The sequence below is a fragment of the Falsirhodobacter algicola genome, assembly GCF_018279165.1.
In the GTDB taxonomy this organism is placed as follows: Bacteria; Pseudomonadota; Alphaproteobacteria; order Rhodobacterales; family Rhodobacteraceae; genus Falsirhodobacter; species Falsirhodobacter algicola.
The window spans coordinates 1989917-2015901 of sequence record NZ_CP047289.1 but is presented as its reverse complement, the minus strand read 5'-3'; the positions used below and the strand labels follow the sequence as shown (position 1 = coordinate 2015901).

Annotated in this window: 31 protein-coding genes; all 31 read right to left on the bottom strand. The window is 62.9% G+C overall.

Translation table 11 applies throughout. The features are described 5' to 3' along the window. Positions 1–91 precede the first annotated feature (91 nt). The gene (gene rpsK / locus GR316_RS10115) at positions 92–481 is read right to left on the bottom strand and encodes a 30S ribosomal protein S11 (protein ID WP_211783801.1); all 390 of its coding nucleotides are present in this window, start codon (positions 479–481) and stop codon (positions 92–94) included. A 13-nt stretch (positions 482–494) separates the two neighbouring features. Further along, the gene (gene rpsM, locus GR316_RS10110) at positions 495–863 is read right to left on the bottom strand and encodes a 30S ribosomal protein S13 (RefSeq protein WP_211783800.1); all 369 of its coding nucleotides are present in this window, start codon (positions 861–863) and stop codon (positions 495–497) included. 151 nt (positions 864–1014) lie between these two features. Next, positions 1015–1665: an adenylate kinase gene (locus GR316_RS10105; protein ID WP_211783799.1), complete on the bottom strand. Its 651-nt coding sequence runs from the start codon at positions 1663–1665 to the stop codon at positions 1015–1017. Positions 1666–1674: 9 nt separating this feature from the next. Next, a complete protein-coding gene (gene secY / locus GR316_RS10100; RefSeq protein ID WP_211783798.1) occupies positions 1675–3033 on the bottom strand; it encodes a preprotein translocase subunit SecY in 1359 nt (452 codons plus the stop codon). A 91-nt stretch (positions 3034–3124) separates the two neighbouring features. After that, positions 3125–3604, bottom strand: coding sequence for a 50S ribosomal protein L15 (gene rplO, locus GR316_RS10095; RefSeq protein WP_211783797.1), 480 nt, complete (start codon positions 3602–3604; stop codon positions 3125–3127). 193 nt (positions 3605–3797) lie between these two features. Next, a complete protein-coding gene (gene rpmD, locus GR316_RS10090; protein WP_211783796.1) occupies positions 3798–3983 on the bottom strand; it encodes a 50S ribosomal protein L30 in 186 nt (61 codons plus the stop codon). A 12-nt stretch (positions 3984–3995) separates the two neighbouring features. Then, complete coding sequence (gene rpsE / locus GR316_RS10085) at positions 3996–4550, bottom strand: 30S ribosomal protein S5 (protein ID WP_211783795.1); 555 nt, start codon at positions 4548–4550, stop codon at positions 3996–3998. Between the two features lie 10 nt (positions 4551–4560). After that, positions 4561–4920, bottom strand: a complete 360-nt coding sequence (gene rplR / locus GR316_RS10080; protein WP_211783794.1) for a 50S ribosomal protein L18 — start codon at positions 4918–4920, stop codon at positions 4561–4563. A 14-nt stretch (positions 4921–4934) separates the two neighbouring features. Continuing rightward, positions 4935–5468, bottom strand: a complete 534-nt coding sequence (gene rplF / locus GR316_RS10075; RefSeq protein ID WP_211783793.1) for a 50S ribosomal protein L6 — start codon at positions 5466–5468, stop codon at positions 4935–4937. Positions 5469–5478: 10 nt separating this feature from the next. Beyond that, a complete protein-coding gene (gene rpsH, locus GR316_RS10070; protein ID WP_211783792.1) occupies positions 5479–5877 on the bottom strand; it encodes a 30S ribosomal protein S8 in 399 nt (132 codons plus the stop codon). A gap of 12 nt (positions 5878–5889) precedes the next feature. Further along, positions 5890–6195 (bottom strand): 30S ribosomal protein S14, encoded by a 306-nt coding sequence (rpsN, locus tag GR316_RS10065; protein ID WP_211783791.1) that lies wholly within the window; start codon positions 6193–6195, stop codon positions 5890–5892. Positions 6196–6210: 15 nt separating this feature from the next. Continuing rightward, a complete protein-coding gene (gene rplE, locus GR316_RS10060; RefSeq protein WP_211783790.1) occupies positions 6211–6771 on the bottom strand; it encodes a 50S ribosomal protein L5 in 561 nt (186 codons plus the stop codon). Then, on the bottom strand, positions 6771–7076 hold the full coding sequence (gene rplX / locus GR316_RS10055; RefSeq protein ID WP_211783789.1) for a 50S ribosomal protein L24: 306 nt from the start codon (positions 7074–7076) through the stop codon (positions 6771–6773). The genes rplE and rplX overlap by 1 nt, the downstream gene beginning before the upstream one ends. Further along, complete coding sequence (gene rplN, locus GR316_RS10050; RefSeq protein ID WP_022705624.1) at positions 7076–7444, bottom strand: 50S ribosomal protein L14; 369 nt, start codon at positions 7442–7444, stop codon at positions 7076–7078. Before rplN ends, rplX begins: the two co-directional genes overlap by 1 nt. 61 nt (positions 7445–7505) lie before the next feature. Further along, the gene (rpsQ, locus tag GR316_RS10045; protein WP_211783788.1) at positions 7506–7742 is read right to left on the bottom strand and encodes a 30S ribosomal protein S17; all 237 of its coding nucleotides are present in this window, start codon (positions 7740–7742) and stop codon (positions 7506–7508) included. A 12-nt stretch (positions 7743–7754) separates the two neighbouring features. Continuing rightward, positions 7755–7958, bottom strand: coding sequence for a 50S ribosomal protein L29 (rpmC, locus tag GR316_RS10040; protein ID WP_211783787.1), 204 nt, complete (start codon positions 7956–7958; stop codon positions 7755–7757). Between the two features lie 111 nt (positions 7959–8069). Further along, a complete protein-coding gene (gene rplP / locus GR316_RS10035; RefSeq protein WP_211783786.1) occupies positions 8070–8483 on the bottom strand; it encodes a 50S ribosomal protein L16 in 414 nt (137 codons plus the stop codon). A 12-nt stretch (positions 8484–8495) separates the two neighbouring features. Next, entirely contained in the window at positions 8496–9209 is a 714-nt protein-coding gene (rpsC, locus tag GR316_RS10030; protein WP_211783785.1) for a 30S ribosomal protein S3, read from the bottom strand. Next, positions 9209–9589 carry a 50S ribosomal protein L22 gene (rplV, locus tag GR316_RS10025; RefSeq protein WP_211783784.1) on the bottom strand — a complete coding sequence of 127 codons (381 nt, stop codon included), beginning with the start codon at positions 9587–9589 and terminating at the stop codon, positions 9209–9211. The genes rpsC and rplV overlap by 1 nt, the downstream gene beginning before the upstream one ends. Positions 9590–9592: 3 nt before the next feature. Beyond that, a complete protein-coding gene (gene rpsS, locus GR316_RS10020) occupies positions 9593–9871 on the bottom strand; it encodes a 30S ribosomal protein S19 (RefSeq protein WP_211783783.1) in 279 nt (92 codons plus the stop codon). 3 nt (positions 9872–9874) lie between these two features. Further along, the gene (gene rplB / locus GR316_RS10015; RefSeq protein WP_211783782.1) at positions 9875–10711 is read right to left on the bottom strand and encodes a 50S ribosomal protein L2; all 837 of its coding nucleotides are present in this window, start codon (positions 10709–10711) and stop codon (positions 9875–9877) included. Positions 10712–10837: 126 nt separating this feature from the next. After that, complete coding sequence (locus tag GR316_RS10010) at positions 10838–11134, bottom strand: 50S ribosomal protein L23 (RefSeq protein ID WP_211783781.1); 297 nt, start codon at positions 11132–11134, stop codon at positions 10838–10840. Then, a complete protein-coding gene (rplD, locus tag GR316_RS10005; RefSeq protein ID WP_211783780.1) occupies positions 11131–11751 on the bottom strand; it encodes a 50S ribosomal protein L4 in 621 nt (206 codons plus the stop codon). The genes GR316_RS10010 and rplD overlap by 4 nt, the downstream gene beginning before the upstream one ends. Then, positions 11748–12590: a 50S ribosomal protein L3 gene (rplC, locus tag GR316_RS10000; protein ID WP_211783779.1), complete on the bottom strand. Its 843-nt coding sequence runs from the start codon at positions 12588–12590 to the stop codon at positions 11748–11750. Before rplC ends, rplD begins: the two co-directional genes overlap by 4 nt. A gap of 12 nt (positions 12591–12602) precedes the next feature. Next, positions 12603–12911 carry a 30S ribosomal protein S10 gene (gene rpsJ / locus GR316_RS09995; protein ID WP_211783778.1) on the bottom strand — a complete coding sequence of 103 codons (309 nt, stop codon included), beginning with the start codon at positions 12909–12911 and terminating at the stop codon, positions 12603–12605. Between the two features lie 72 nt (positions 12912–12983). Continuing rightward, entirely contained in the window at positions 12984–14159 is a 1176-nt protein-coding gene (tuf, locus tag GR316_RS09990; protein ID WP_211783765.1) for an elongation factor Tu, read from the bottom strand. 117 nt (positions 14160–14276) lie between these two features. Beyond that, positions 14277–16400 carry an elongation factor G gene (fusA, locus tag GR316_RS09985; protein WP_211783777.1) on the bottom strand — a complete coding sequence of 708 codons (2124 nt, stop codon included), beginning with the start codon at positions 16398–16400 and terminating at the stop codon, positions 14277–14279. Positions 16401–16424: 24 nt separating this feature from the next. Further along, entirely contained in the window at positions 16425–16895 is a 471-nt protein-coding gene (gene rpsG / locus GR316_RS09980) for a 30S ribosomal protein S7 (RefSeq protein WP_211783776.1), read from the bottom strand. Positions 16896–16906: 11 nt separating this feature from the next. Continuing rightward, positions 16907–17278, bottom strand: a complete 372-nt coding sequence (gene rpsL / locus GR316_RS09975) for a 30S ribosomal protein S12 (RefSeq protein WP_128254696.1) — start codon at positions 17276–17278, stop codon at positions 16907–16909. Positions 17279–17563: 285 nt separating this feature from the next. Continuing rightward, on the bottom strand, positions 17564–21763 hold the full coding sequence (gene rpoC / locus GR316_RS09970; protein ID WP_211783775.1) for a DNA-directed RNA polymerase subunit beta': 4200 nt from the start codon (positions 21761–21763) through the stop codon (positions 17564–17566). Between the two features lie 47 nt (positions 21764–21810). After that, a complete protein-coding gene (gene rpoB, locus GR316_RS09965) occupies positions 21811–25944 on the bottom strand; it encodes a DNA-directed RNA polymerase subunit beta (protein WP_211783774.1) in 4134 nt (1377 codons plus the stop codon). Between the last annotated feature and the right edge of the window lie 41 nt (positions 25945–25985).

Genomic DNA, 25985 nt, shown 5'->3' with positions numbered 1-25985 from the left:
GCCCATGTCCGTAAGCGAGGAACGCCCGAGGATCAGAAATGACGAAACCGGGCCGCGCGATCCGCACGGCCCGATCCTGTAATGTGCGCGATTAGACGCGGCGACGCTTCGGCGGACGGCAGCCGTTATGCGCCATCGGAGTCACGTCGCGGATCGAGGTGATGTTCAGGCCGACCGCGGCCAGCGCGCGCAGCGCCGATTCGCGTCCCGAACCCGGACCCTGCACTTCGACTTCGATCGTCTTCAGACCATGCTCCTGCGCCTTGCGGGCTGCGTCTTCGGCAGCCATCTGCGCGGCGTAGGGCGTGGATTTACGCGACCCTTTGAAGCCCATCGTACCGGCGGACGACCACGAGATCGCGTTGCCCTGCACGTCGGAAATCAGGATCTTGGTGTTGTTGAACGAGGAGTTCACGTGAGCAACGCCTGCGGCGATGTTCTTGCGCTCCTTGCGCTTCATGCGGACCTTATCACGAGCCATCTGTCACGCCCCCTTATTTCTTCTTGCCGGCAATGGCCTTCGCGGGGCCTTTGCGGGTGCGAGCGTTGGTGTGCGTGCGCTGGCCGCGAACCGGCAGGTTCCGACGGTGACGCAGGCCGCGATAGCAGCCGAGGTCCATCAGACGCTTCACGTTCATCGACACTTGGCGACGCAGATCGCCTTCCACCGTGAGGTTGGCGTCGATGTATTCGCGGATCGCCAGCACTTCGGCGTCCGAGAGTTCGTTCACACGACGGGTGCGGTCGATGTTCGTCGCCGCGCAGATCTCTTCGGCGACTTGGTCACCGATGCCGTGGATATAGGTCAGGGCGATGGGGACGCGTTTCCCCGTCGGAATGTTGACGCCAGCAATACGTGCCACGCGTAGTCCTTTCCAGGTTGCGGATCCGTAGCGCCGGATCCTTTTTTCACAACTCCGCCCCGCAGGCGGGACGATCCTCACCCCGAATGGGTGAAACGATCCACGGCGATTCCCGCGGGACGCCGTGGACTATGGGATTTTCGGCCGGGCGTCAACCCCGGTCCAGCGCGCCCGCGATCGCGGCCGCCACATCCTCGACGCTGGCCAGCGCATCGACGCGCCGCAGATCGCCCTTGGCGTGGTAATAGCCCACGAGCGGCGAGGTCTTCTTGTAGTATTCCATCAGGCGGTGACGCAGCGAATCCTCGTTGTCATCCGCCCGCCGCACGAGGTTCGTGGACCCGCAGACATCGCAGACCCCCGGCACCTTCGTGGGATGCGTTTCGTCGTGATAGACGGCGCCGCAATTGCCGCAGGTGTAGCGGCCGGTGATCCGGCGGACCAGAACCGCGTCATCGACTTCCATCGCGATCACGGCGTCCAGCGTTTCGCCCATCTGGGACAGAAGCTCGCCCAAGGCATCGGCCTGCGCCAGCGTCCGGGGAAAACCGTCGAAGATATATCCGCCGCCCTCGCCCTGCTGCAGCTTCTCGCGGATCAGACCGATCACGATCTCATCGGTGACGAGCCCGCCGGCATCCATCACCGCAGCGACCTTCAGCCCCATCTCCGACCCGCTGCTGCGCGCCTCGCGCAGCATATCGCCGGTCGACAGCTGAACCATGCCCCGTTCCTGCACAAGGCGCTTGGCCTGGGTTCCCTTCCCCGCCCCGGGAGGGCCAAGCAGAATCACGTTTGTCATTGGATATCCTTAGCGACGTGTGGGCGCACGCTTGCCGGTCCGCTTGCGGCCCCGAAGCTGCGACCGTTCGATCAGCCCCTCATACTGGTGTGCGAGAAGGTGGGACTGGACCTGCTGGATCGTGTCCATCGTCACCGACACGATGATCAGCACCGACGTGCCGCCGAAATAGAACGGGATCGTCAGCTGATGGCGGATGATCTCGGGCAGAAGGCAGACGAAGGCGAGATAGGCCGAACCGAGCACGAGAACGCGGTTCACCACATAGGTCAGGTATTCCTCGGTACGTTTGCCGGGGCGGATACCGGGGATGAAGCCATTCTGGTTCTTCAGGTTGTCCGCCACGTCATCGGGCTTGAAGGCCACGTTGAGCGTGTAGAAATAGGCGAAGAACACGATCATCGCGACGAAGAACAGCAGATAGAGCGGCTGCCCCGGCCCGAAATAGGCGAGGATCGTCGACATCACCGGACCCGTCTGCGATCCCGAGAAGGTCGCGACCGTGGTCGGCAGCAGCAGCAGCGACGAGGCGAAGATCGCGGGAATGACGCCCGACGGGTTCACTTTCACCGGGAGGTGGCTGGAGCCGCCGTCATAGACCTTCATCCCAACCTGACGGCGCGGATACTGGATGTGGATCTTGCGCAGCGCCCGCTCCATGAAGACCACGAAGCCGATTACCGCCACGATCATCACCGCGACACCGATGATCACCGCCGGGGACACCGCACCCGACCGCCCTTGGCTCAGGAACTGGCCGATATGCAGCGGCAATTCGGCCAGAATGCCGACGAAGATGATGAGCGAGATGCCGTTGCCGATCCCGCGCGAGGTGATCTGCTCACCCAGCCACATCAGGAACATGGTGCCCCCGACCAGCGTGATGACGCAGGAGGCTTGGAAGAACAGGCCCGGATTGGTGACGAGATCGCCCGCTTCGAGGCTGCGTGCGATGCCATAGGCTTGGAAGGTCGCCAGAACCACGGTGAAGTACCGCGTGTACTGGTTGATCTTCTTGCGGCCCTGCTCGCCTTCTTTCTTGATCTGCTCCAGCTGCGGCACCATCGACGCCAGAAGCTGAACGATGATCGAGGCCGAGATATAGGGCATGATCCCGAGGGCGAAGATCCCCATGCGGGACAGCGCGCCGCCGGTGAACATCGACAGGATGCCGCCGAGACCGGCCGCAGCGCCGTCCATGAACTGCCGCAGGGCCAGACCGTCGATCCCCGGAACCGGGATATAGGTCCCGATCCGATAGACGATCAGAAGGCCGATGGTGAAGAAGATGCGCCGACGCAGCTCGGACGCCTTACCCAAGGCCCCCCAGCTGAGGTTCGACGCCATTTGCTCTGCAGCAGATGCCATGCCCGTTCTCTCTCAAGATAGCGCCGCCGATCCGGGTCGGGTCGGCGGCGCGGGAAACGCGGTTCGGTCGGAAGCCCTGCCGGGCCGGACCTTACTCGGCTGCGGCCGCGACCGGCGAGGTGAGGGTCAGCGTACCGCCGGCCTTCTCCACCGCTTCGACCGCCGATTTGGACGCGCCCGACACCGTCAGGTTCAGCTTCGCCGTGATCTCACCCTTGGCGAGAACGCGGATGCCGTCGCGCAGGTGCGAGGTCAGACCCGCAGCCACCAGCGCCGCTTCGTCGATCGCGTTCGACGCGTCCAGCTTGCCGGCATCGACGAACTTCTGGATCAGGCCGAGGTTGACGACGGCGTATTCCTTGCGGTTCGGCTTGGTGAAGCCGCGCTTGGGCAGACGACGGTAGAGCGGCATCTGGCCACCCTCGTACCCGTTCAGCGCCACGCCCGAGCGGGACTTCTGACCCTTGATACCACGGCCGCCCATCTTCCCCTTGCCGGAGCCGGGACCACGCGCAACGCGTTTCTTCTTGCGGGCCGCGCCTTCGTTGTCGCGGAGTTCGTGCAGTTTCATGTCGCTATCTCCTGTGCCGGAACTGCCCCGCCAGCGACGGACAGGGCAAACGCGGCGTATGAATGATTCCGGGCCCCGAACAGGGGCCACCGGTCGCGTATAGCCGTTCGGGCCGGACGCTTCAAGCGGGACGGCACGGACGAATTGTCCATGCCCCCAATGAAAAACGCCCCCGTCTCCGGGGGCGCATCTCTTAGTTCCGTTCCTCGATGATCTTCACGAGGTGCGGGATCTTGTTGACCATCCCGCGCACGGAGGGGGTATCCTCCAGTTCGCGCGTGCGGTTCATCTTGTTCAGCCCCAGGCCCTTCAACGTGGCCGTCTGGATGGCGGGGCGGCGGGCGGCCGAGGCCACCTGCTTCACGACGATGGTTGCCATTGTCGCTTCTCCTTACGCTTCCACGACTTCGGCGTCGGGCTTCTTCAGGATGTCGGCGACTTTCTTGCCGCGACGGTTCGCCACCATACGGGGCGAGGATTCCTGCTTCAGACCGTCCAGAGTCGCACGGATCATGTTGTAGGGGTTCTGCGAACCCAGCGACTTCGCCACCACGTCCTGAACGCCGAGCATTTCAAACACGGCGCGCATCGGACCACCGGCGATGATGCCGGTACCCGCATCGGCGGCACGCATCACGACCTTACCGGCGCCGTGGCGACCGTTGGTGTCGTGGTGCAGCGTGCGCCCGTCACGGAGCGGCACGCGAATCATTTGCCGTTTGGCCTGCTCGGTCGCCTTGCGGATCGCCTCGGGCACTTCTTTCGCTTTGCCCTTGCCGAAGCCGACGCGGCCGCGCTGGTCGCCGACCACCACGAGCGCAGCAAAGCCGAAGCGTTTACCACCCTTCACGGTTTTCGACACACGGTTGATCGCCACGAGACGATCGGCGAATTCCGGGGTTTCCTCGCGTTCGCGACGGTCCCGACGGTTCTCACGTTCTGCCATAATCGTCTCCTTAGAACTTCAGGCCGCCTTCACGCGCAGCCTCGGCCAAAGCCTTGATCTTGCCGTGAAAGAGGAAGCCACCACGATCGAAGTAGCACTCTTCGATGCCAGCCTTCTTGGCCCGCTCGGCAATTGCCTTGCCGATGGCCGTCGAAGCTTCGACGTTGTTCTTGCCGATCAGACCGAGATCCTTCTCCATCGTGGAGGCGGATGCCAGCGTGACGCCATTCACATCGTCGATCAGCTGGACGCTGATGTTCTTGGACGAACGATGGACGGACAGGCGCGGACGCCCATTTGCCATCGCTTTCAGTTTGTTCCGGACGCGCAGGCGGCGCTTCAGGAACAGCTCGCGTTTTTTCAAAGCCATTTTCTAGCGCCCCCTTACTTCTTCTTGCCTTCCTTGCGGAACACGAACTCGTCCTTGTACCGGATACCTTTGCCTTTGTAGGGCTCGGGACGCTTCCAGTCACGGATGTTCGCGGCGACCTGACCAACTTGCTGTTGATCAATGCCTTCCACAACGATTTCGGTTTGCTTCGGGGCGGTGACGGTGACGCCAGCCGGGACCTCGAAGTTCACTTCGTGCGAATAGCCCAGCGAGAGCTTCAGGACGTTGCCGGCCATCGCAGCGCGGTAACCCACGCCTTGAATCTCCAGCTCTTTCTTGAAGCCCGTGGTCACGCCCGCCACCAGGTTTGCAACCTGGCTGCGGACCATGCCCCACTGCTGGCGCGCCCGCTTGGACGTGCCGCGCGGCGTGACCGTCACGGTGTCGTCTGCGGTGCTGAGCGTTACGTCATCCGTAGCGGTGAAGCTGCGGGTCCCTTTCGGGCCCTTCACTTCGACCGTTTGACCGGACACCGACGCCGTCACGCCCTTGGGCAGTTCGACGGGTTTCTTGCCAATACGAGACATCAAACCCTCCTTAGAACACGGTGCAGAGCACTTCGCCGCCAACATTGGCGGACCGTGCGGCTGCATCGGACATGACGCCTTTCGGCGTGGAGATGATGGACACGCCCAGACCGTTGCGCACGGAGGGCAGATCCTTGGATGCCATGTACACACGGCGGCCAGGCTTGGAGACGCGCTTGACTTCGCGGATCACCGGGGTGCCCTCGAAGTACTTCAGGCTGATGACGAGTTCGCCCTGCCCGTTTTCGGTCTCGTTCTTCTCGTAGCCGCGGATGTAGCCTTCGTTCAGAAGGACATCCAGCACCCAGGCGCGCAGCTTGGAGGCGGGGGTCGACACGGTCGACTTGCCACGCAGCTGTGCGTTGCGGATGCGGGTCAGCATATCGCCGAGGGGATCGTTCACAAACATCGACGCTCCTCCTTACCAGCTGGACTTGACCATGCCCGGGATCTGACCGAAGGAGGCCAGTTCGCGCAGCATGATCCGCGAGAGTTTAAGCTTACGGTAGTAAGCATGGGGACGGCCCGTCAGCTGGCAGCGGTTGTGCAGCCGGGTGGCGGACGAGTTGCGGGGCATTTCCGCCAATTTCAGCTGCGCTTTGAAGCGCTCTTCCATCGGCAGGTCTGCGTTCTTGGTGATCTCTTTGAGGGCGGCGCGCTTGGCAGCATGTTGCTTCACCAGCTTCTCGCGCTTGACCTCACGTTCAACCATGGATTTCTTGGCCATCTGGTCTTTCTCCGCTCAGCCGATGAAGGGCATGTTGAAGTGCTTCAGCAGCGCTTTCGCTTCCGCATCCGTCTTCGCCGTCGTGCAGATGATGATGTCCATGCCCAGGATCTCGTCGACTTTGTCGAAGTTGATCTCGGGGAACACGATCTGCTCTTTCAGGCCCATGGCGTAGTTGCCACGGCCGTCGAACGAATTGCCCTTCACACCGCGGAAGTCGCGGACGCGCGGCAGCGCGATCGTGATCAGACGGTCCAGGAACTCGTACATCTTGTCGCCGCGCAGCGTGACCTTGCAGCCCAGCGGCATCTCTTCACGAACGCGGAAGCCGGCGATCGACTTCTTGGCGTGCGTGATGACAGCCTTCTGGCCGGCGATCAGCGACAGCTCTTCGGCTGCAGCTTTCACCTTCTTGGTGTCCTTGACGGCTTCGCCGACGCCCATGTTCAGGACGATCTTGTCCAGACGCGGGATCTGCATGTCGTTCTTGTAGCCGAATTCCGACTTCATCGCGCCGCGGATCGTGTCCTTGAACAGCGTCTTGAAGCGGGGGGTATAGGTGGCAGCGTCAAGCATCAGATCGCCTCCCCGGTGGTCTTGGCGAAACGCACCTTCTTGCCGTCTTCCTCGCGGAAGCCGACGCGGGTGGCTTTGCCGTTCTTGTCCAGCAGCGACAGGTTCGACAGGTCGATCGGCATCGCTTTCGGGATGCGGCCGCCCTGGGAGCCTTGGGTCTGCTTCGTGTGACGGATCGCGATGTTCACACCCTCGACCACGGCTTTGTTGTCCTTGGGCGAGACGGACGCGATGGTCCCTTTCTTGCCCTTGTCCTTGCCGGTGAGGACGATGACCTCATCGCCTTTCTTGAGCTTCGCAGCCATCAGAGCACCTCCGGCGCCAGCGAGATGATCTTCATGAAGTTCTTCGCGCGCAGCTCGCGAACGACCGGCCCGAAGATGCGGGTGCCGACCGGTTCGCCCTGGTTGTTCAGGATGACGGCGGCATTGCGGTCGAAGCGGATGGCGGTGCCGTCTTCACGGCGGACTTCCTTGGCGGTGCGAACGACGACGGCCTTGCGGACGTCACCCTTCTTCACGCGGCCGCGCGGAATGGCTTCTTTGACGGACACCACGATGATGTCGCCAACGGAGGCATACCGGCGGTGCGAACCACCCAGGACCTTGATGCACTGAACCCGGCGCGCGCCGGAGTTGTCAGCAACATCCAGATTGGTCTGCATCTGGATCATAAAAGGTTCTCCCGACCTTTGGAGAGCGGCGGACCGCCCCCAGGGTTTCGTTGAGGGAAGGTCAGACCGTTTCGGTCACGACCGTCCAGCGTTTCGTCTTCGAGATGGGTGCGCATTCCTCGATGCGGACTTTGTCACCCACCTTGAATTGGTTCTCCGCGTCATGGGCGCGGTATTTCTTCGACAGACGCACGGTCTTCTTCAGCAGCGGGTGCTTGAAGCGACGCTCGACGAGCACGGTGATCGTCTGTGCGTTCTTGTCGCTCGTGACGGTGCCTTGCAGGATACGTTTGGGCATCTATCGGGCTCCTCAGTTCGCCGCCGCGTCAGCGGCTTTCTGGTTCAGAACCGTCTTGATGCGGGCGACGTCGCGACGGACGACACGCATGCGGGCGGTGTTCTCAAGCTGGCCGGTGGCCTGTTGGAAGCGCAGGTTGAACGCTTCTTTCTTCAACGCAACGAGCTGCTCGCGCAGCTGGTCCGGCGTCTTGGACGTGAATTCTGTGGCGGACATGCGCCATTCCTTTCCGTCTCACCAGAAGGCCCTGTGCAGGTAACCCTGTGCCTGGTGGGTTTCATCAAAAACCCGAACCCCCGGGGCGACCCCGGGGGTTCAGGCGAATTCTTACCAGTCCTCGCGAACGACGACCCGGCTGGTGACCGGAAGTTTCATCGCTCCAAGGCGGAGCGCTTCCCTTGCCACAGATTCGGGTACGCCGTCAATCTCAAACATCATGCGGCCGGGTTTCACCTTCGCCGCCCAGAAGTCAACGGAGCCTTTACCCTTACCCATCCGAACCTCGGTGGGCTTGGAGGTGACCGGGACATCCGGGAAGATCCGGATCCAGACACGACCCTGACGCTTCATGTGGCGGGTGATCGCGCGGCGGGCCGCTTCGATCTGGCGCGCCGTGACGCGCTCCGGCTCGGTCGCCTTCAGGCCAAAGGTGCCGAAGTTCAGCAGGAAGCCGCCTTTGGCTTCCCCATGAATGCGGCCCTTGTGCTGTTTGCGGAACTTAGTCCGTTTCGGTTGCAGCATCTCTCGTGCTCCTTACGCGCGCTCGCGGTCGCGGCGGGGACGCGGTGCGGCACCCTCCTGCGACTCGGCCTGACGGCGGTCATGCGCCTGCGGGTCATGCTCAAGGATCTCGCCTTTGAAGATCCACACCTTCACGCCGATGATGCCATAGGGCGTCATCGCTTCCTCGGTGGCATAGTCGATGTCGGCGCGCAGCGTGTGCAGCGGCACGCGACCTTCACGATACCACTCCGTACGCGCGATCTCGGCACCGCCAAGACGGCCCGACACGTTCACACGGATGCCAAGGGCGCCGATGCGCATGGCGTTCTGCACGCCGCGCTTCATGGCGCGACGGAAGGACACCCGACGCTCCATCTGCTGAGCGATCGATTCGGCCACCAGCTGGGCGTCCAGCTCCGGCTTGCGGACCTCGACGATGTTGAGGTGCAGCTCGGACGCGGTGAACTGCGTCAGCTTCTTGCGCAGGCCTTCGATGTCCGCGCCCTTCTTGCCGATGATGACACCGGGACGGGCAGCGTGGATCGTGACGCGGCACTTCTTGTGCGGACGCTCGATGATGACCTTGGAGATGCCGGCTTGCTTCACTTCCTTGTGGACGAAGTCGCGGATCTTCAGGTCTTCGAGAAGCAGATCGCCGTAGTCCTTGGAGTCCGCATACCAGCGGCTATCCCAGGTACGGTTGACCTGCAGGCGCATCCCAATGGGGTTTACCTTCTGACCCATTACGCAGTCTCCCCTTTCTGACGCACCTTGATGGTCAGTTCGCTGAAAGGCTTCATGATCTTGCCGAACCGACCGCGCGCACGCGGGCGACCACGCTTCAGCGTGATGTTCTTGCCGCAATAGGCTTCCGCCACGACCAGCTCATCCACGTCCAGGCCGTGGTTGTTCTCGGCGTTGGCGATGGCCGACTGCAGGCATTTCAGCACGTCTTGGCTGATGCGCTTCTTGGAGAAGGTGAGGTCGGCGATTGCCTTGTCGACCTTCTTGCCACGGATCAGAGCCGCCACGAGGTTCAGCTTCTGCGGCGAGGTGCGCAGCATCTTGGCTTTCGCCATCGCCTCGTTTTCGGCCACGCGGCGCGGATTCTTTTCCTTGCTCATGGCTTACTTCCTCTTGGCTTTCTTGTCAGCCGCGTGACCGTAATAGGTCCGCGTCGGCGAGTATTCACCGAACTTCTGGCCGATCATCTCCTCGGTCACGGCGACCGGGACGTGTTTCTTGCCGTTGTAGACACCGAACGTCAGACCGACGAACTGCGGCAGGATGGTGGAGCGACGCGACCAGATCTTGATCACTTCGTTCTTGCCCGAGGCACGCGACGCTTCTGCTTTCTTCAGCAGATAGGCATCGACGAACGGGCCTTTCCAGACGGAACGCGACATGGATTAACGCCCTTTCTTCAAGTGACGCGAGCGAACAATGTACTTGTCCGTCGTCTTGTTCTTGCGGGTGCGGTTGCCCTTGGTGCCCTTGCCCCACGGCGTGACCGGGTGACGGCCGCCCGAGGTCCGACCTTCACCACCACCATGCGGGTGATCGATCGGGTTCATGGCGACACCGCGCACCGTCGGGCGGATGCCCTTGTGGCGCATACGGCCGGCCTTACCGAAGTTCTGGTTCGAGTGGTCCGCGTTCGACACGGCGCCGATCGTGGCCATGCACTCCTGACGCACCATGCGCAGCTCGCCCGAGGACAGGCGGATCTGAGCGTAGCCACCGTCACGGCCGACGAACTGGGCGTAGGTGCCCGCGGCGCGTGCGATCTGACCGCCCTTGCCGGGCTTCATCTCGACGTTGTGCACGATCGTACCGATCGGCATGCCCGAGAAGGGCATCGCGTTGCCGGGCTTCACGTCCGTCTTCGCACCGGCCACAACCGTGTCACCGACAGCGAGACGCTGCGGCGCGAGGATGTAGGACAGTTCGCCATCATTGTAGCGCACGAGCGCGATGAAGGCGGTACGGTTGGGGTCATACTCGATCCGCTCAACCACGGCGGGAACGTCGAACTTGCGACGTTTGAAATCGACGACGCGGTAGAGACGCTTCGCGCCGCCACCCTTGTGCCACATCGTGACGCGTCCGGTGTTGTTCCGGCCACCCGTCTTGGTCAAACCCTCGGTGAGGGCTTTGACCGGGCGGCCTTTCCACAGCTCCGAACGGTCGATCAGAACCAGCCCACGCTGGCCAGGCGTCGTCGGCTTATACGACTTAAGTGCCATGTTTCCTGTCTTCCGTACAGCTGGGACCCCGAAAGGCGGGGTCCGGTGAAGGGCTCCGAAGATCCCCGTCGTAAAAATCAGAGGCCCCGGACGAATCCGGGGCCACTTGATTCGTTGCGCCTTCTATCAGAGGCCGGTCGCGACGTCGATAGTGTTACCCTCTTCGAGGGTGACGTAGGCTTTCTTCTTGTCGCTCCGTTCGCCGGGACGACCGCGGAACCGCTTGGTCTTCCCTTTGAGGATCGTCGTGTTCACGGCCTTGACCTTCACGCCGAACACCGCTTCCACGGCTTCTTTGATCAGCGGCTTGGTCGCGTCCTTGCGAACTTCGAAGACAACCGCGTTCGCCTCGGAGGCGAGGGTCGCCTTCTCGGTGATGATCGGCTTCTTGATCACGTCGTAGAGTTCGGGTTTCACGCTCATTTCAGGCGAGCCTCCAGGGCTTCGACACCGGCCTTCGTGATCACCAGGGTGTCACGCTTCAGGATGTCATAGACGTTCGCGCCCATCGTCGGCAGGATGTCCACGCCTTCGAGGTTGCGGGCGGCCGTGGCGAAGTTCTCGTTCACGTCGGCGCCGTCGATGATCAGGACACGCTTCCAGCCGAGTTCCTTGACCGCCTTCGCGAGGAAGGCCGTCTTGGCTTCGGCAAGGTTCAGGTCCTCGAGCACGATCAGATCGCCCGTTGCCGCTTTGGCCGAAAGCGCATGCTTCAGGCCGAGGGCACGGAACTTCTTGGGCAGCTCGTGGGCGTGGCTGCGGGGCGTCGGGCCCTTGTACACACCACCGTGACGGAAGGTCGGCGCCTTCTTGGAACCGTGACGTGCGCCGCCGGTGCCTTTCTGGCGATAGATCTTCTTGGTCGAGTAGGACACGTCGGACTTGCCGAGCACCGAGTGGGTGCCCTGCTGAGCCTTCGCGCGCTGCCAGCGGACGACGCGGTGCAGGATGTCGGCGCGCGGCTCGAGGCCGAAGACCTCATCCGCGAGGTCGATCGACCCCGCCTTGCCGGCGTCAAGCTTGATGACGTCGAGTTTCATTTCGCTTCTCCTTCGTCGGAGGCATCGGTGGTCGCAGCATCGGCTTCGGCCAGCGCAGCCTCTTCGGCGGCGGCAGCTTCAGCAGCGGCAGCGGCGCGAGCGGCTTCTTCCTCGGCGGCAGCGGCAGCAGCGGCTTCTTCAGCGGCGCGGTGCGCAGCTTCGGCAGCCGAACGCAGAGCGGCCGGCAGGATCACGTTGTCGGGAACCGGCTTCTTGACGGCATCCTTGACGGTGACCCAGCCACCCTTCGAACCGGGGACCGCGCCTTTGATCATGATCAAGCCGCGCTCGCTGTCGGTCTTGACGACCTGCAGGTTCTGCGTGGTGACACGGACGGCACCGAGGTGACCGGCCATTTTCTTGCCTTTGAAGACCTTGCCCGGATCTTGGCACTGGCCCGTGGAGCCGTGCGAACGGTGCGAGATCGACACACCGTGCGAGGCGCGAAGACCGCCGAAGTTGTGACGCTTCATCGCACCGGCAAAACCTTTACCGATCGAGGTGCCCGCCACGTCGACGAACTGACCCGCGAAGTAATGGTCCGCGACGATTTCTTCGCCGACATTGATCAGGTTTTCGGGCGAGACGCGGAATTCCGCGATCTTGCGCTTCGGTTCCACATTCGCCTTGGCGAAGTGGCCGCGCTGCGCTGCCGAGGTCCGCTTGGCTTTCGCGGTGCCGGCACCGAGCTGAACGGCCGAATAGCCATCCTTCTCGACCGTGCGCTGCGCGACGACCTGAAGCGTGTCGAGTTGGAGGACCGTCACCGGAACTTGGCGACCGTCTTCCATGAACAGCCGGGTCATGCCCAGCTTCTTAGCAATGATTCCAGAGCGCATGAGTACTACCCCTTACACCTTGATTTCGACGTCAACGCCGGCGGCGAGGTCGAGCTTCATGAGCGCGTCCACGGTCTGCGGAGTCGGATCAACGATGTCGAGAAGACGCTTATGCGTACGGATTTCCCACTGGTCGCGCGACTTCTTGTCGATGTGCGGACCACGGAGAACCGTGAATTTCTCGATTTTGTTCGGCAGCGGGATCGGGCCGCGCACTTGTGCGCCGGTCCGTTTGGCTGTCGACACGATTTCCTGCGTGCTGGAATCCAGCACCCGGTAATCGAAGGCTTTCAGCCTGATGCGGATGGTCTGACCTTGCATTTTACATGCCCTTTGGGGCCCGGCGGGAAGACGGGGCCCAAAGGCCCCGCCCCCTCTTCCGGTGCGGTTGAATTAAGCGATGATTTTCGACACGACGCCGGCGCCGACGGTGCGGCCGCCTTCACGGATAGCGAAGCGCAGCTTCTCTTCCATGGCGATCGGGGCGATCAGTTCGACGTTGAACTTCAGGTTGTCGCCCGGCATCACCATTTCGGTGCCTTCCGGCAGCTGCACGGTGCCCGTGACGTCCGTCGTGCGGAAGTAGAACTGCGGACGGTAGTTCGCGAAGAACGGCGTGTGACGACCGCCTTCTTCCTTCGTCAGGATGTAGGCTTCCGCTTCGAACTTCGTGTGCGGCTTCACCGAGGCCGGCTTGCACAGCACTTGGCCGCGCTCGATGCCCTCGCGGTCCACGCCGCGCAGCAGCAGGCCGACGTTGTCGCCCGCTTCGCCTTGGTCCAGCAGCTTGCGGAACATCTCGACGCCCGTGCACACCGTCTTCTTGGTGTCGCGGATACCGACGATCTCCAGCTCTTCGCCGACCTTGACGACGCCGCGCTCGATACGGCCCGTAGCCACCGTGCCGCGACCCGAGATCGAGAACACGTCTTCGACCGGCATCAGGAAGGGCTGGTCGACGGCGCGTGCCGGCGTCGGGATGTATTCGTCCACGGCCGCGATCAGCGCGCGGATCGAGTTCTCGCCGATTTCCGGATCACGGCCTTCCATCGCGGCCAGAGCCGAGCCTTTGATGATCGGAATGTCGTCGCCCGGGTAGTCGTAGGAGGACAGAAGCTCGCGCACTTCCATCTCCACCAGCTCCAGCAGCTCTTCGTCGTCCACTTGGTCGACCTTGTTCAGGTAGACGACCATGAACGGGATGCCGACCTGACGGCCCAGCAGGATGTGCTCGCGCGTCTGCGGCATCGGGCCGTCGGCCGCGTTCACCACCAGGATCGCGCCGTCCATCTGGGCAGCACCGGTGATCATGTTCTTCACGTAGTCGGCGTGGCCGGGGCAGTCGACGTGTGCGTAGTGACGCGTCTCCGACTCGTACTCGACGTGCGCCGTCGAGATCGTGATCCCGCGGGCTTTCTCTTCCGGCGCGCCATCGATCTGGTCATACGCGCGGAAGTCGCCGAAATACTTCGTGATCGCCGCCGTCAGCGTCGTCTTGCCGTGGTCAACGTGACCGATCGTGCCGATGTTGACGTGCGGTTTCGTCCGTTCAAACTTTGCCTTTGCCATCGTGGCTTCCTCTTGATTCGATTCCGCAGCGGCGGGGAAGGCCCCGCACTACAGGAACGGTGCTGCGACTGCAACACCCGACACAATGGAAGGGCGGGGTTTCCCCCGCCGCTCCGATTACGCGTATTTCTTCTGGATCTCGTCCGAGATGTTCTGCGGAACGGCATCGTAATGGTCGAACAGCATCGTGAACACCGCGCGGCCCGAAGACATGGAGCGCAGGTTGTTGATGTAGCCGAACATGTTGGCCAGCGGCACCATTGCGGTGATGACGTTGGCGTTGCCGCGGCTGTCCTGACCCTGAACCATGCCCCGACGCGAGGTCAGGTCGCCGATGATCGAACCGGTGTATTCTTCCGGAGTCACGACCTCGACCTTCATGATCGGCTCAAGCAGCTTGGCGCCCGCTTTCTTCATCCCGTCGCGCATGGCGGCGCGCGATGCGATCTCGAACGCGAGGACCGAGGAGTCGACATCGTGGTAGGCGCCGTCGATCAGAGCGACCTTGAAGTCGATGACCGGGAAGCCTGCCAGCGGACCGGAATCCATGACCGACTTGATGCCCTTCTCGACGCCCGGGATGTATTCCTTCGGAACCGTCCCGCCGACGATCTTGGATTCGAACGAGTAGCCCTCGCCCGGCTCCGTCGGGGTGATGACCAGCTTCACGCGCGCGAACTGACCCGTACCACCGGTCTGTTTCTTGTGCGTGTAGTCGATCTCAGCCTCGCGCGAGATGGTCTCGCGGTAGGCCACCTGCGGCGCACCGATGTTCGCCTCGACCTTGAACTCGCGGCGCATACGATCCACGAGGATGTCGAGGTGAAGCTCGCCCATGCCCTTCATGATCGTCTGACCGGATTCGAAGTTCGTCTCGACGCGGAAGGACGGATCCTCGGCGGCCAGACGTGCCAGTGCCAGACCCATCTTCTCTTGGTCGGCCTTCGACTTCGGTTCGACGGCGATCTCGATCACCGGCTCGGGGAACGTCATAGTTTCCAGAACCACGGCGTTGTTCGGATCGCAGAGCGTGTCGCCCGTCGTCGTTTCCTTCAGACCCGCGAGTGCGATGATGTCGCCGGCAAAGGCTTCGTCGATCTCTTCACGGTTGATGGCGTGCATCATCATCATACGGCCGACGCGTTCGCGCTTGCCCTTCGTCGCGTTCAGCATCGAATCGCCCTTGCGCAGGACGCCCGAATAGATGCGCGTGAAGGTCAGCGAGCCCACGAAGGGGTCGTTCATGATCTTGAAGGCCAGCGCCGAGTAGGGCTGATCGTCATCGGCCGAACGCGGGATGTCGCGCGTTTCCGTGTCGTCGCCCGGTGCGAAGCCCATATAGGCGGGCACGTCCAGCGGCGACGGCAGGAAGTCGATGACGGAGTTCAGCAGCGGCTGAACGCCTTTGTTCTTGAACGCCGAACCTGCGGTGACCGGCACGAAGGACAGCGACAGCGTCCCCTTGCGGATCAGCTTGCGCAGCGTCGCCTCGTCGGGCTCGTTGCCCTCGAGGTAGGCTTCCATCGCCTCGTCGTCTTGCTCGACGGCCGTTTCGATCAGGTTCGCGCGCCACGTATCGGCGAGCTCCTTCAGATCGTCGCGGATCTCTTGACGGGTCCAGGACGCACCGAGGTCTTCACCCCGCCAGGTCCATTCTTCCATCTTGATCAGGTCGATGATGCCTTCCAGCTGATCCTCGGCACCGATCGGCAGTGCGATCGGCAGCGGGGTCGCGCCGGTGCGGTCCTTGATCATTTCGACGCACTTGAAGAAGTCCGCGCCGATCTTGTCCATCTTGTTGACGAACACGATCCGCGGAACCTTGTAGCGGTCGGCCTGACGCCAGACGGTCTCGGTCTGGGGCTCGACACCCGCGTTGGCGTCCAGAAGGCAGATCGCGCCGTCCAGAACCGCCAGCGAACGTTCGACTTCGATGGTGAAGTCGACGTGGCCGGGGGTGTCGATGATGTTGAAGCGGTACTTCGTGTCCGAAGTACCCTCTTTGGTGGGATCTTCTTGGCGCTGCCAGAAGGTGGTGGTCGCAGCCGAGGTGATCGTGATGCCACGCTCCTGCTCCTGCTCCATCCAGTCCATCGTCGCGGCGCCTTCGTGCACCTCGCCGATCTTGTGGGACTTGCCGGTGTAGAACAGGATCCGCTCCGTCGTCGTCGTTTTACCGGCGTCGATGTGAGCCATGATCCCGAAGTTGCGGTAGCGTTGCAGCGGGTAGTCGCGTGCCATTGGTTCGGTCCTCAGGCTGATGGGTTACCAGCGATAATGGCTGAACGCCTTGTTGGCGTCGGCCATCTTGTGGGTGTCTTCGCGCTTCTTGACAGCGGTACCACGGTTGTTCACGGCATCCGAAAGCTCGGCGGCCAGACGCTCTTCCATGGTGTTCTCGTTGCGCTTACGGGCGGCGGTGATCAGCCAGCGGATCGCGAGGGCTTCGCGACGCTCCAGACGGACCTCGACCGGGACCTGATACGTGGCACCACCGACGCGGCGCGAACGCACCTCGACGGACGGCTTCACATTGTCCAGCGCTTCGTGGAACGCTTCGACCGGCTCGCGCTTCAGGCGGGCCTGAACGCGGTCCAGCGCGTTGTAGACGATCGATTCGGCGACGGATTTTTTGCCGTCGATCATCAGGTTGTTCATGAACTTGGTCAGAACCCGATCACCAAACTTGGCGTCGGGCAGGATTTCGCGCTTCTCGGCGGCGTGACGACGGGACATCTCTCAGAACCTCACTTCGGACGTTTCGCGCCGTATTTCGAACGGCGTTGACGACGATCTTTGACGCCTTGCGTGTCCAGCACGCCGCGCAGGATGTGGTAGCGCACGCCCGGAAGGTCTTTGACCCGGCCGCCGCGGATGAGCACGACGGAGTGCTCTTGCAGGTTGTGCTTCTCGCCCGGGATGTACGAAATCACCTCGAACCCGTTGGTGAGACGGACTTTCGCAACCTTCCGCATAGCGGAGTTCGGTTTCTTCGGCGTCGTGGTGTAGACGCGGGTGCACACACCACGCTTCTGCGGGCACGATTCCAAGTGCTGGGACTTGGAGCGGTTCTTCTTCGGCTCCCGCGGTTTGCGGATGAGCTGTTGGATCGTCGGCATTCGGTTCCCCGTTGCTTCCTGTTGCGTAAACGCCTGCCCGGATCCTGTCGGGGGGCGCCAGTTCAGGGCGTTCTGATAAAACGCCAAAACCGCCTCCATCCCGCGATGGGATGGCGCGGTGGAATTCCAGAGGATCGGGGCATGGCCCGGATCATGATCACTTCGAAACCCGGAGGTCGTCGCGGCGGGCGAACCCGCAATTCAGTATCGCGCGTATACGGGGGATCACCCGCCTTGTCAACGCGGCCAGATGCGGAAGGGCCCCCGAGGGGGCCCTTTGCAAGATCATTCGTCGGCTTGGGCCGTGCCCGGCGCTGCCAGCGGCACGGCGGCCTCGGCAGCGGCGCGGCGCGCCTCGATCACGTCCGAATCGCGCTTGGCAGCGACCTGCTTCACGCGGCTCGTCGCCCCGCCCGTCCCGGCCGGGATCAGACGGCCCACGATGACGTTCTCCTTCAGGCCCACGAGCTTGTCGCGCTTGCCCTGCACCGACGCTTCGGTCAGCACGCGCGTCGTCTCTTGGAACGACGCCGCCGAGATGAAGCTGCGGGTCTGCAGCGACGCCTTGGTGATCCCGAGCAGGATCGGCTCGGCCTGTGCCGGGCGCAGACCGTGCACGTCGGCCTTGGCATTGACCTCGTCAAGCTCGGACTTGTCGACATGCTCGCCCTTGAGCAGCGTCGTCTCGCCCGAATCGAGGATCTCGTACTTCTGCAGCATCTGCCGCACGATCACTTCGATATGCTTGTCGTTGATCTTCACGCCTTGCAGTCGGTACACGTCCTGCACTTCGTCGATCATGTAGTTGGCCAGAGCCTCGATCCCCATGATCCGCAGGATGTCGTGCGGAGCCGGGTTGCCGTCCATGATGTAGTCACCCTTCTGCACGAAGTCGCCTTCCTGCACCGGGATGTGCTTGCCTTTCGGCACCATGTACTCAACCGCGGCCATGCTCTCGTCCACCGGCTCGATCGTGATGCGGCGCTTGTTCTTGTAGTCCTTGCCGAAGCGCACGTAACCATCGTGCTCCACGATGATCGCGTGATCCTTCGGACGACGGGCTTCGAACAGTTCCGCCACGCGCGGCAGACCCCCGGTGATGTCCTTGGTCCGCGCGCCTTCGCGCGGGATACGGGCCACCACGTCGCCGGCCTTCACGTCCTGACCGTCTTCGACGGACAGAATCGCATCCACCGACATCGGGTAGGAGATGGGGTTGCCCCCCTCGCCGCGCATCGGCTCGCCGGTTTCCGGGTCCATGATGATGATCTCGGGCTTCAGCTCGTTGCCCTTGGGGGCCGCGCGCCAATCCGAAACGATCTTCTGGCTCATACCGGTCGCATCGTCGGTGTCCTCGCGGACCGACAGGCCCGAGACGAGGTCGACGAAGCGGGCCACACCCGTACGCTCGGCGATGATCGGCAGGGTATAGGGGTCCCATTCGACCAGCTTGGTGCCGCGCTTGATCACGTCGCCGTCGCGGACGTGCACCTTGGTGCCGTAGGTCACCTTGTGCGTCGCACGCTCCTGCCCCGCATCGTCGATGATGACGAGCTGCATGTTGCGGCCCATCGCCACCTGTTCACCAGCCGCGTTTTCCAGCAGCTGCGCGTTGCGGAACTCCACCCGGCCCTCTTGCGAGGCTTCGAGGAAGGACTGCTGGCCACCTTGGGCCACGCCGCCGATGTGGAAGGTCCGCATCGTCAGCTGCGTGCCCGGCTCACCGATGGATTGCGCCGCGATGATGCCGACGGCCTCGCCTTGGTTCACCAGCGTACCGCGGGCAAGGTCGCGCCCGTAGCACATGGCGCAGACGCCCTCTTCGGCTTCGCAGGTCAGCGGGCTGCGGATGCGCACCGAAGCGACGTTCGCTTGGTCCATCGCGTCGGCCTTGCGCTCGTCGATCAGCTCACCCTGCGCGACCAGCACCTCGTCCGTGCCCGGAACGAAGATGTCGTCGGCCGCGACACGGCCCAGCACACGCTCGGACAGCGGGGCGACGACTTCGCCTTCGTTGACCGCCGCCGAAGCGGTGATCGCCTGCTCGGTGCCGCAATCGTGCGAGCGCACGATGCAGTCCTGCGCCACGTCCACCAGACGACGCGTCAGGTAACCCGAGTTCGCCGTCTTCAACGCGGTGTCCGACAGACCCTTCCGGGCGCCGTGGGTCGAGTTGAAGTATTCAAGAACGGTCAGACCTTCCTTGAAGTTCGAGATGATCGGCGTCTCGATGATCTCGCCGTTCGGCTTGGCCATCAGGCCGCGCATCCCGCCGAGCTGCTTCATCTGCGTGACCGAGCCACGCGCACCTGAGTGGGCCATCATGTAGACCGAGTTCGGCTCCATCTCGGCGCCGTTCTCGTCGTAACGCGTGGCGGAGATGGTGGTCATCATCGCCTCGGTCACCTTGTCGTTGCACTTGGACCATGCGTCGACGACCTTGTTGTACTTTTCGCCCTGAGTGATCAGGCCGTCCATGTACTGCTGCTCGAAGTCCTTCACCTGCTCCTGAACCTCGTTGACGATGGTCCATTTGCTGTCGGGGATCAGCATGTCGTCCTTGCCGAACGAAATGCCGGCCTTGAAGGCCTCGCGGAAGCCCATGCCCATGATCTGGTCGCAGAAGATGACCGACTCCTTCTGACCGCAATAGCGGTAGACGGTGTCGATGACGTTCTGGACGTCCTTCTTGCGCAGCAGGCGGTTCACCAGCTCGAACGGAGCCTTGGCGTTCAGCGGCAGCAGGTTGCCCAGACGCAGACGGCCCGGCGTCGTCTCGTAGCGGCGGACGACTTCGTTGCCTTCGTCGTCGATCTGCTTGATCCGCGCTTGGATCTTGGCGTGCAGATGCACCTCGCCGGCGGCGAGCGCATGCTCCACTTCCTCGACCGAAGCGAAGGCCATGCCCTCACCCTTCATGCCGTCGCGCTGCATGGTGGTGTAGTAGAGACCGAGCACCATATCCTGCGACGGAACGATGATCGGCGCGCCGTTGGCGGGCGACAGAACGTTGTTCGTCGACATCATCAGAACGCGCGCTTCCAGCTGGGCCTCGAGGCTCAGCGGGACGTGCACGGCCATCTGGTCGCCGTCGAAGTCGGCGTTGAAGGCCGAGCAGACCAGCGGGTGAAGCTGGATCGCCTTGCCCTCGATCAGCGTCGGTTCGAAGGCCTGAATGCCCAGACGGTGCAGCGTCGGTGCGCGGTTCAGCAGCACCGGGTGTTCGCGGATCACCTCGTCGAGGATGTCCCAGACCTCGGGACGCTCTTTTTCGACCAGCTTCTTCGCCTGCTTCACGGTGCTGGACAGGCCCTTGGCCTCCAGACGCGAGTAGATGAAGGGCTTGAACAGCTCCAGCGCCATCTTCTTGGGCAGGCCGCACTGGTGCAGCTTCAGCTCCGGCCCCGTCACGATGACGGACCGGCCCGAGAAGTCGACCCGTTTCCCCAGAAGGTTCTGACGGAAACGACCCTGTTTGCCCTTCAGCATGTCCGACAGCGATTTCAGCGGGCGCTTGTTGGTGCCCGTGATCACGCGGCCGCGGCGGCCGTTGTCGAACAGCGCGTCCACAGCTTCCTGCAGCATCCGCTTTTCGTTGCGCACGATGATGTCGGGCGCACGAAGCTCGATCAGACGCTTCAGACGGTTGTTGCGGTTGATGACGCGGCGATAGAGGTCGTTCAGATCCGACGTGGCGAACCGGCCGCCGTCCAGCGGGACGAGCGGGCGCAGTTCCGGCGGGATCACCGGCAGCACGGTCAGGATCATCCACTCGGGGCGGTTGCCCGATTCGAGGAAGCTTTCGACGATCTTCAGACGCTTGATGATCTTCTTCGGCTTCAGCTCGCCCGTGGCTTCCTTCAGATCCTCGCGCAGCTGATCGGCCGTCGCTTGCAGATCGATCGCGGCCAGCATCTCGCGGATGGCCTCGGCACCGATATTGGCCGTGAAGGCGTCGGCACCGTACTGGTCCTGCGCGTCGAGGAATTCATCCTCGGTCATCAGTTGACCATAGGTCAGATCGGTCAGACCGGGTTCGATGACGACGTAGTTCTCGAAGTAGAGAATCCGCTCCAGATCGCGCAGCGTCATGTCCAGCATCAGACCGATGCGGGACGGCAGCGATTTCAGGAACCAGATATGCGCGACCGGGGCCGCCAGTTCGATATGGCCCATCCGCTCGCGGCGGACCTTCTGCAGCGTCACCTCGACGCCGCATTTCTCGCAGACGACGCCGCGATATTTCATGCGCTTGTACTTGCCGCACAGGCACTCGTAGTCCTTGATCGGCCCGAAGATGCGCGCGCAGAACAGACCGTCACGTTCCGGCTTGAACGTGCGGTAGTTGATGGTCTCGGGCTTCTTGATCTCGCCATAGGACCACGACAGGATCCGCTCCGGCGAGGCCAGGGAGATCTTGATCTCGTCGAAGGTCCGGACGGGAGCCACCGGATTGAACGGATTGGTGCTCAGTTCCTGGTTCATCTTGTGTCCTTAAAACAGGGATGGGGTGAGTGGGGCGGAGACCGCCCTCACTCTTCCTCCGAATCCAGGAGTTCCATGTTGAGGCCCAGGCCGCGGACCTCCTTGACGAGAACGTTGAACGATTCCGGCACGCCGGCTTCGAAGTTGTCCTCGCCCTTGACGATGCTCTCGTACATCTTCGTCCGTCCGGCGACGTCGTCCGATTTCACCGTCAGCATCTCCTGCAGGGTGTAGGCGGCGCCATAAGCTTCCAGAGCCCAGACCTCCATCTCCCCCAGACGCTGACCACCGAACTGCGCCTTACCACCCAGCGGCTGCTGCGTGACGAGCGAGTACGGACCGGTCGAACGGGCGTGCAGCTTGTCGTCCACCAAGTGGTGAAGCTTCAGCATGTACTTCACACCGACCGTGACGGGACGGGCGAACTGCTCCCCGCTGCGGCCATCGAAGACGATCGACTGACCGCTTTCGTTGAAGCCCGCACGGCGCAGCGCGTCGTTCACATCCGGCTCCTTGGCGCCGTCGAACACCGGGGTCGCAATCGGAACGCCCTTGGTCACGGTGCCCGCCATCTCGAGGATGTCGTCGTCGTCGCGTTCGCCGAAGGCCGCCTCGTAGGTCTCGTCGCCATAGGCCAGACGCATGGCTTCCTTGACCGGGGTCAGGTCGCCCTTGCGGCGGTATTCCTGCAGCGCCTCGTCGATCTTGATCCCGAGACCGCGCGCGGCCCAACCCATGTGGGTTTCAAGGATCTGTCCGACGTTCATCCGCGACGGCACGCCCAGCGGGTTCAGCACGAGATCGACCGCGGTCCCGTCGGCGAGGAACGGCATGTCCTCCACCGGCACGACCTTGGAGATGACGCCCTTGTTGCCGTGACGACCGGCCATCTTATCGCCCGGTTGCAGCTTGCGCTTCACCGCCACGAAGACCTTGACCATCTTCATCACGCCCGGAGGCAGATCGTCGCCGCGACGCACCTTCTCCACCTTGTCCTCGAACCGGTGGTCGAGCTGGCGCTTCTGGGCCTCGTACTGCTCGTGCAGGGCTTCGATGTCCTTGGCTTCGGATTCCTCGGCCACGGCCAGCTGCCACCACTGCCCCTTGGACAGCGTGCCCAGCAGATCCGCGTCGATGGTCGAGCCGGACTTGATGCCCTTCGGACCCTTCACCGCGGTCTTGCCCAGCAGCAGCGTGCGCAGACGCGAGTAGATGTTGCGGTCGAGGATCGCGAGTTCGTCGTCGCGGTCGCGCGACAGACGTTCCACTTCCTCGCGCTCGATCTGCAGCGCGCGTTCGTCCTTGTCCACACCGTGACGGTTGAAGACGCGGACCTCGACGATCGTGCCATAGGCGCCCGGGGGCAGACGCAGCGAGGTGTCGCGCACGTCCGAAGCCTTCTCACCGAAGATGGCGCGGAGCAGTTTCTCCTCCGGCGTCATCGGGCTTTCGCCCTTCGGGGTGATCTTGCCGACCAGAATGTCGCCCGGCTGCACTTCGGCGCCGATATAGACGATGCCGGCCTCGTCGAGGTTGCGCAGGGCTTCCTCGCCGACGTTCGGGATGTCGCGCGTGATCTCTTCCGGCCCGAGCTTGGTATCGCGGGCCGCGACCTCGTATTCCTCGATGTGGATCGAGGTGAAGACGTCATCCTTCAGGATGCGCTCCGAGATCAGGATCGAGTCCTCGTAGTTGTAACCGTTCCACGGCATGAACGCGACGATCACGTTCCGGCCGAGGGCCAGTTCGCCCATGTCGGTGTTCGGGCCGTCGGCGACGACCTGACCGCGCACCACCTGTTCGCCCACCTTCACCAGCGGACGCTGGTTGATGCAGGACGACTGGTTCGAGCGTTTGAACTTGCGCAGACGGTAGATGTCCACGCCCGGCTCGCCCGGCTCCAGCATCTCGGTCGCGCGGACGACGATACGGGTCGCGTCCACTTGGTCGATCACACCGGCGCGGCGGGCCATGATGGCCGCACCGGAATCGCGGGCGACGACCGCCTCGATCCCCGTGCCGACGAAGGGAGCGTCCGACTGCAGCAGCGGAACCGCCTGACGCTGCATGTTCGAACCCATCAGAGCACGGTTGGCGTCGTCGTTTTCGAGGAACGGAATCAGCGAGGCCGCAACCGAGACCAGCTGTTTCGGCGACACGTCGATCAGGTCCACGGCCTCCGGCGGGTTCAGCATGAACTCGCCCGCGCGGCGGGTGGAGATGAGATCGCTGGTGAAGCGGCCATCGGCGTCGATCGTGGCGTTGGCCTGCGCGACGGTGTGGCGCATCTCCTCGGTCGCGGAGATGTAGACCACCTCGTCGGTGACTTGGCCGTCCACCACCTTGCGGTAGGGCGTTTCGATGAAGCCGTACTTGTTCACCCGCGCGAAGGTGGCCAGCGAGTTGATCAGACCGATGTTCTGACCTTCGGGCGTCTCGATCGGGCACATCCGGCCATAGTGAGTCGGGTGAACGTCGCGAACCTCGAAGCCCGCACGCTCCCGCGTCAGACCCCCCGGCCCGAGCGCCGACAGACGCCGCTTGTGCGTCACTTCCGACAGCGGGTTCGTTTGGTCCATGAACTGCGACAGCTGCGAGGAGCCGAAGAATTCACGCACCGCCGCTGCCGCGGGCTTCGCGTTGATCAGATCCTGCGGCATGATCGTGTCGATCTCGACCGAGGACATGCGTTCCTTGATCGCGCGCTCCATCCGGAGCAGCCCGACGCGGTACTGGTTCTCCATCAGCTCGCCGACCGAACGGACGCGGCGGTTGCCGAGGTGGTCGATGTCGTCGATCTCACCCTTGCCGTCGCGCAGTTCCGTCAGCGCCTTGATGCAGGAGATGATGTCGTCGCGGTCCAGCGTCCGCTGCGTGTCCGGCTTGTCGAGGTTCAGGCGCATGTTCATCTTCACGCGGCCCACCGCGGAAAGATCGTAACGCTCGGCGTCGAAGAACAGCGTCTCGAACAGGTTCGAGGCGGCTTCGACGGTGGGCGGTTCGCCCGGACGCATGACGCGGTAGATGTCCATGAGCGCGCTGTCGCGGTTCATGTTCTTGTCCGCCGCCATCGTGTTGCGGATGTAGGGGCCGACATTGACGCCGTCGATGTCGAGGACCGGGATCTCGGTGATGCCCTGATCCAGCAGCACCTTCAGGGTGCCGCCCTTCACTTCGCCGCTGCGATCGTATTCCATCGTCAGCTCGTCACCGGCTTCGACGTAGATCTCACCGGTTTCTTCGTTGATGATGTCCTGCGCGACATAGCGACCGATGATGCGGTCGAAGGGCAGCAGCAGCTCCTTCACGTCGCCGTCGTCGATCAGCTTCTTGACCATGCGCGGCGTCATCTTGTCGCCGGCCTTGCAGATCACTTCGCCCGTGGCGGCATCCACCAGATCGAACGCCGGACGCGTGCCGCGCACACGTTCGGGGAAGAAGCGCGTGACCCAGCCCTTGTTCTTCTCGTAGGTGTAGCTGACCGTGTCGTAATACTGCGACATGATCGCTTCCTGGTCGAGGCCCAGGGCATAGAGCAGCGTCGTCACCGGCAGTTTGCGGCGACGGTCGATGCGTGCGAACACGATATCCTTGGCGTCGAATTCGAAATCGAGCCACGAGCCGCGATAGGGAATGATGCGGCAGGCGAAGAGCAGCTTGCCCGAGGAGTGGGTCTTGCCCTTGTCGTGGTCGAAGAACACACCCGGCGAGCGGTGCATCTGGGACACGATCACCCGTTCGGTCCCGTTGACGATGAACGTGCCGTTCGACGTCATCAGGGGCATGTCGCCCATGTAGACGTCCTGCTCCTTGATGTCCTTGACCGAGCGGTTGCCCGAGGTTTCATCGACATCGAAGACGATCAGACGCAGCGTGACCTTCAGCGGCGCGGCATAGGTCATGTCGCGCTGCTGGCACTCGTCCACGTCGTATTTGGGCTTCTCAAGTTCGTATTTCACGAATTCGAGGACCGCCGTCTCGTTGAAGTCCTTGATCGGGAAGACCGACTGGAAGACGCCTTGGATCCCCTCGCCATCGGACGCCTTCGGGCCTTCACCCGACTTCAGGAAAAGATCGTAGGAGGATTTCTGAACCTCGATGAGGTTCGGCATTTCCAGAACTTCACGGATTTTTCCGAAGTAACGGCGGATGCGCTTCTGGCCAACGTAGCTCTGAGCCATGCTCAAGGTCACCTTTCGTGTCTCGCGGGCGTGCGACCGTC

Excerpts from the sequence above, each read along its gene's own strand:
- fusA (WP_211783777.1), bottom strand. The coding sequence starts at position 16,400 with ATGGCACGCGACTACCCGCTGCAACGCTACCGCAACTTCGGGATCATG.
- GR316_RS10010 (WP_211783781.1), bottom strand. The coding sequence starts at position 11,134 with ATGAGCGTGAAACCCGAACTCTACGACGTGATCAAGAAGCCGATCATC.
- rpoC (WP_211783775.1), bottom strand. The coding sequence starts at position 21,763 with ATGAACCAGGAACTGAGCACCAATCCGTTCAATCCGGTGGCTCCCGTC.
- GR316_RS10105 (WP_211783799.1), bottom strand. The coding sequence starts at position 1,665 with ATGACAAACGTGATTCTGCTTGGCCCTCCCGGGGCGGGGAAGGGAACC.
- rpsH (WP_211783792.1), bottom strand. The coding sequence starts at position 5,877 with ATGTTTGTGAACGATCCCCTCGGCGATATGCTGACCCGCATCCGCAAC.
- rplX (WP_211783789.1), bottom strand. The coding sequence starts at position 7,076 with ATGGCTGCGAAGCTCAAGAAAGGCGATGAGGTCATCGTCCTCACCGGC.
- secY (WP_211783798.1), bottom strand. The coding sequence starts at position 3,033 with ATGGCATCTGCTGCAGAGCAAATGGCGTCGAACCTCAGCTGGGGGGCC.
- rplV (WP_211783784.1), bottom strand. The coding sequence starts at position 9,589 with ATGAGCAAGGAAAAGAATCCGCGCCGCGTGGCCGAAAACGAGGCGATG.
- rpsK (WP_211783801.1), bottom strand. The coding sequence starts at position 481 with ATGGCTCGTGATAAGGTCCGCATGAAGCGCAAGGAGCGCAAGAACATC.
- rpmC (WP_211783787.1), bottom strand. The coding sequence starts at position 7,958 with ATGTCCGCCACAGAATTCACGTCCAAGACGCCGGACCAGCTGCGCGAG.
- rpsC (WP_211783785.1), bottom strand. The coding sequence starts at position 9,209 with ATGGGTCAGAAGGTAAACCCCATTGGGATGCGCCTGCAGGTCAACCGT.
- tuf (WP_211783765.1), bottom strand. The coding sequence starts at position 14,159 with ATGGCAAAGGCAAAGTTTGAACGGACGAAACCGCACGTCAACATCGGC.
- rplN (WP_022705624.1), bottom strand. The coding sequence starts at position 7,444 with ATGATCCAGATGCAGACCAATCTGGATGTTGCTGACAACTCCGGCGCG.
- rplF (WP_211783793.1), bottom strand. The coding sequence starts at position 5,468 with ATGTCTCGTATTGGCAAGAAACCCGTCGAACTGCCCAAGGGCGTGACG.
- rpsG (WP_211783776.1), bottom strand. The coding sequence starts at position 16,895 with ATGTCCCGTCGTCACGCCGCCGAGAAGCGCGAAATCCTGCCCGACGCC.
- rpsL (WP_128254696.1), bottom strand. The coding sequence starts at position 17,278 with ATGCCGACGATCCAACAGCTCATCCGCAAACCGCGGGAGCCGAAGAAG.
- rplE (WP_211783790.1), bottom strand. The coding sequence starts at position 6,771 with ATGCTTGACGCTGCCACCTATACCCCCCGCTTCAAGACGCTGTTCAAG.
- rplP (WP_211783786.1), bottom strand. The coding sequence starts at position 8,483 with ATGCTGCAACCGAAACGGACTAAGTTCCGCAAACAGCACAAGGGCCGC.
- rplB (WP_211783782.1), bottom strand. The coding sequence starts at position 10,711 with ATGGCACTTAAGTCGTATAAGCCGACGACGCCTGGCCAGCGTGGGCTG.
- rplO (WP_211783797.1), bottom strand. The coding sequence starts at position 3,604 with ATGAAACTGCACGAACTCCGCGACAACGAAGGCGCGGCCCGCAAGAAG.
- rpsS (WP_211783783.1), bottom strand. The coding sequence starts at position 9,871 with ATGTCGCGTTCCGTCTGGAAAGGCCCGTTCGTCGATGCCTATCTGCTG.
- rplR (WP_211783794.1), bottom strand. The coding sequence starts at position 4,920 with ATGGCTTTGAAAAAACGCGAGCTGTTCCTGAAGCGCCGCCTGCGCGTC.
- rpsQ (WP_211783788.1), bottom strand. The coding sequence starts at position 7,742 with ATGCCCAAACGTATCCTGCAAGGCACCGTCACGAGCGACAAGAACGCA.
- rpsE (WP_211783795.1), bottom strand. The coding sequence starts at position 4,550 with ATGGCAGAACGTGAGAACCGTCGGGACCGTCGCGAACGCGAGGAAACC.
- rpsN (WP_211783791.1), bottom strand. The coding sequence starts at position 6,195 with ATGGCCAAGAAATCCATGGTTGAACGTGAGGTCAAGCGCGAGAAGCTG.
- rpoB (WP_211783774.1), bottom strand. The coding sequence starts at position 25,944 with ATGGCTCAGAGCTACGTTGGCCAGAAGCGCATCCGCCGTTACTTCGGA.
- rplD (WP_211783780.1), bottom strand. The coding sequence starts at position 11,751 with ATGAAACTCGACGTCATCAAGCTTGACGCCGGCAAGGCGGGGTCGATC.
- rpmD (WP_211783796.1), bottom strand. The coding sequence starts at position 3,983 with ATGGCAACCATCGTCGTGAAGCAGGTGGCCTCGGCCGCCCGCCGCCCC.
- rpsJ (WP_211783778.1), bottom strand. The coding sequence starts at position 12,911 with ATGCAAGGTCAGACCATCCGCATCAGGCTGAAAGCCTTCGATTACCGG.
- rplC (WP_211783779.1), bottom strand. The coding sequence starts at position 12,590 with ATGCGCTCTGGAATCATTGCTAAGAAGCTGGGCATGACCCGGCTGTTC.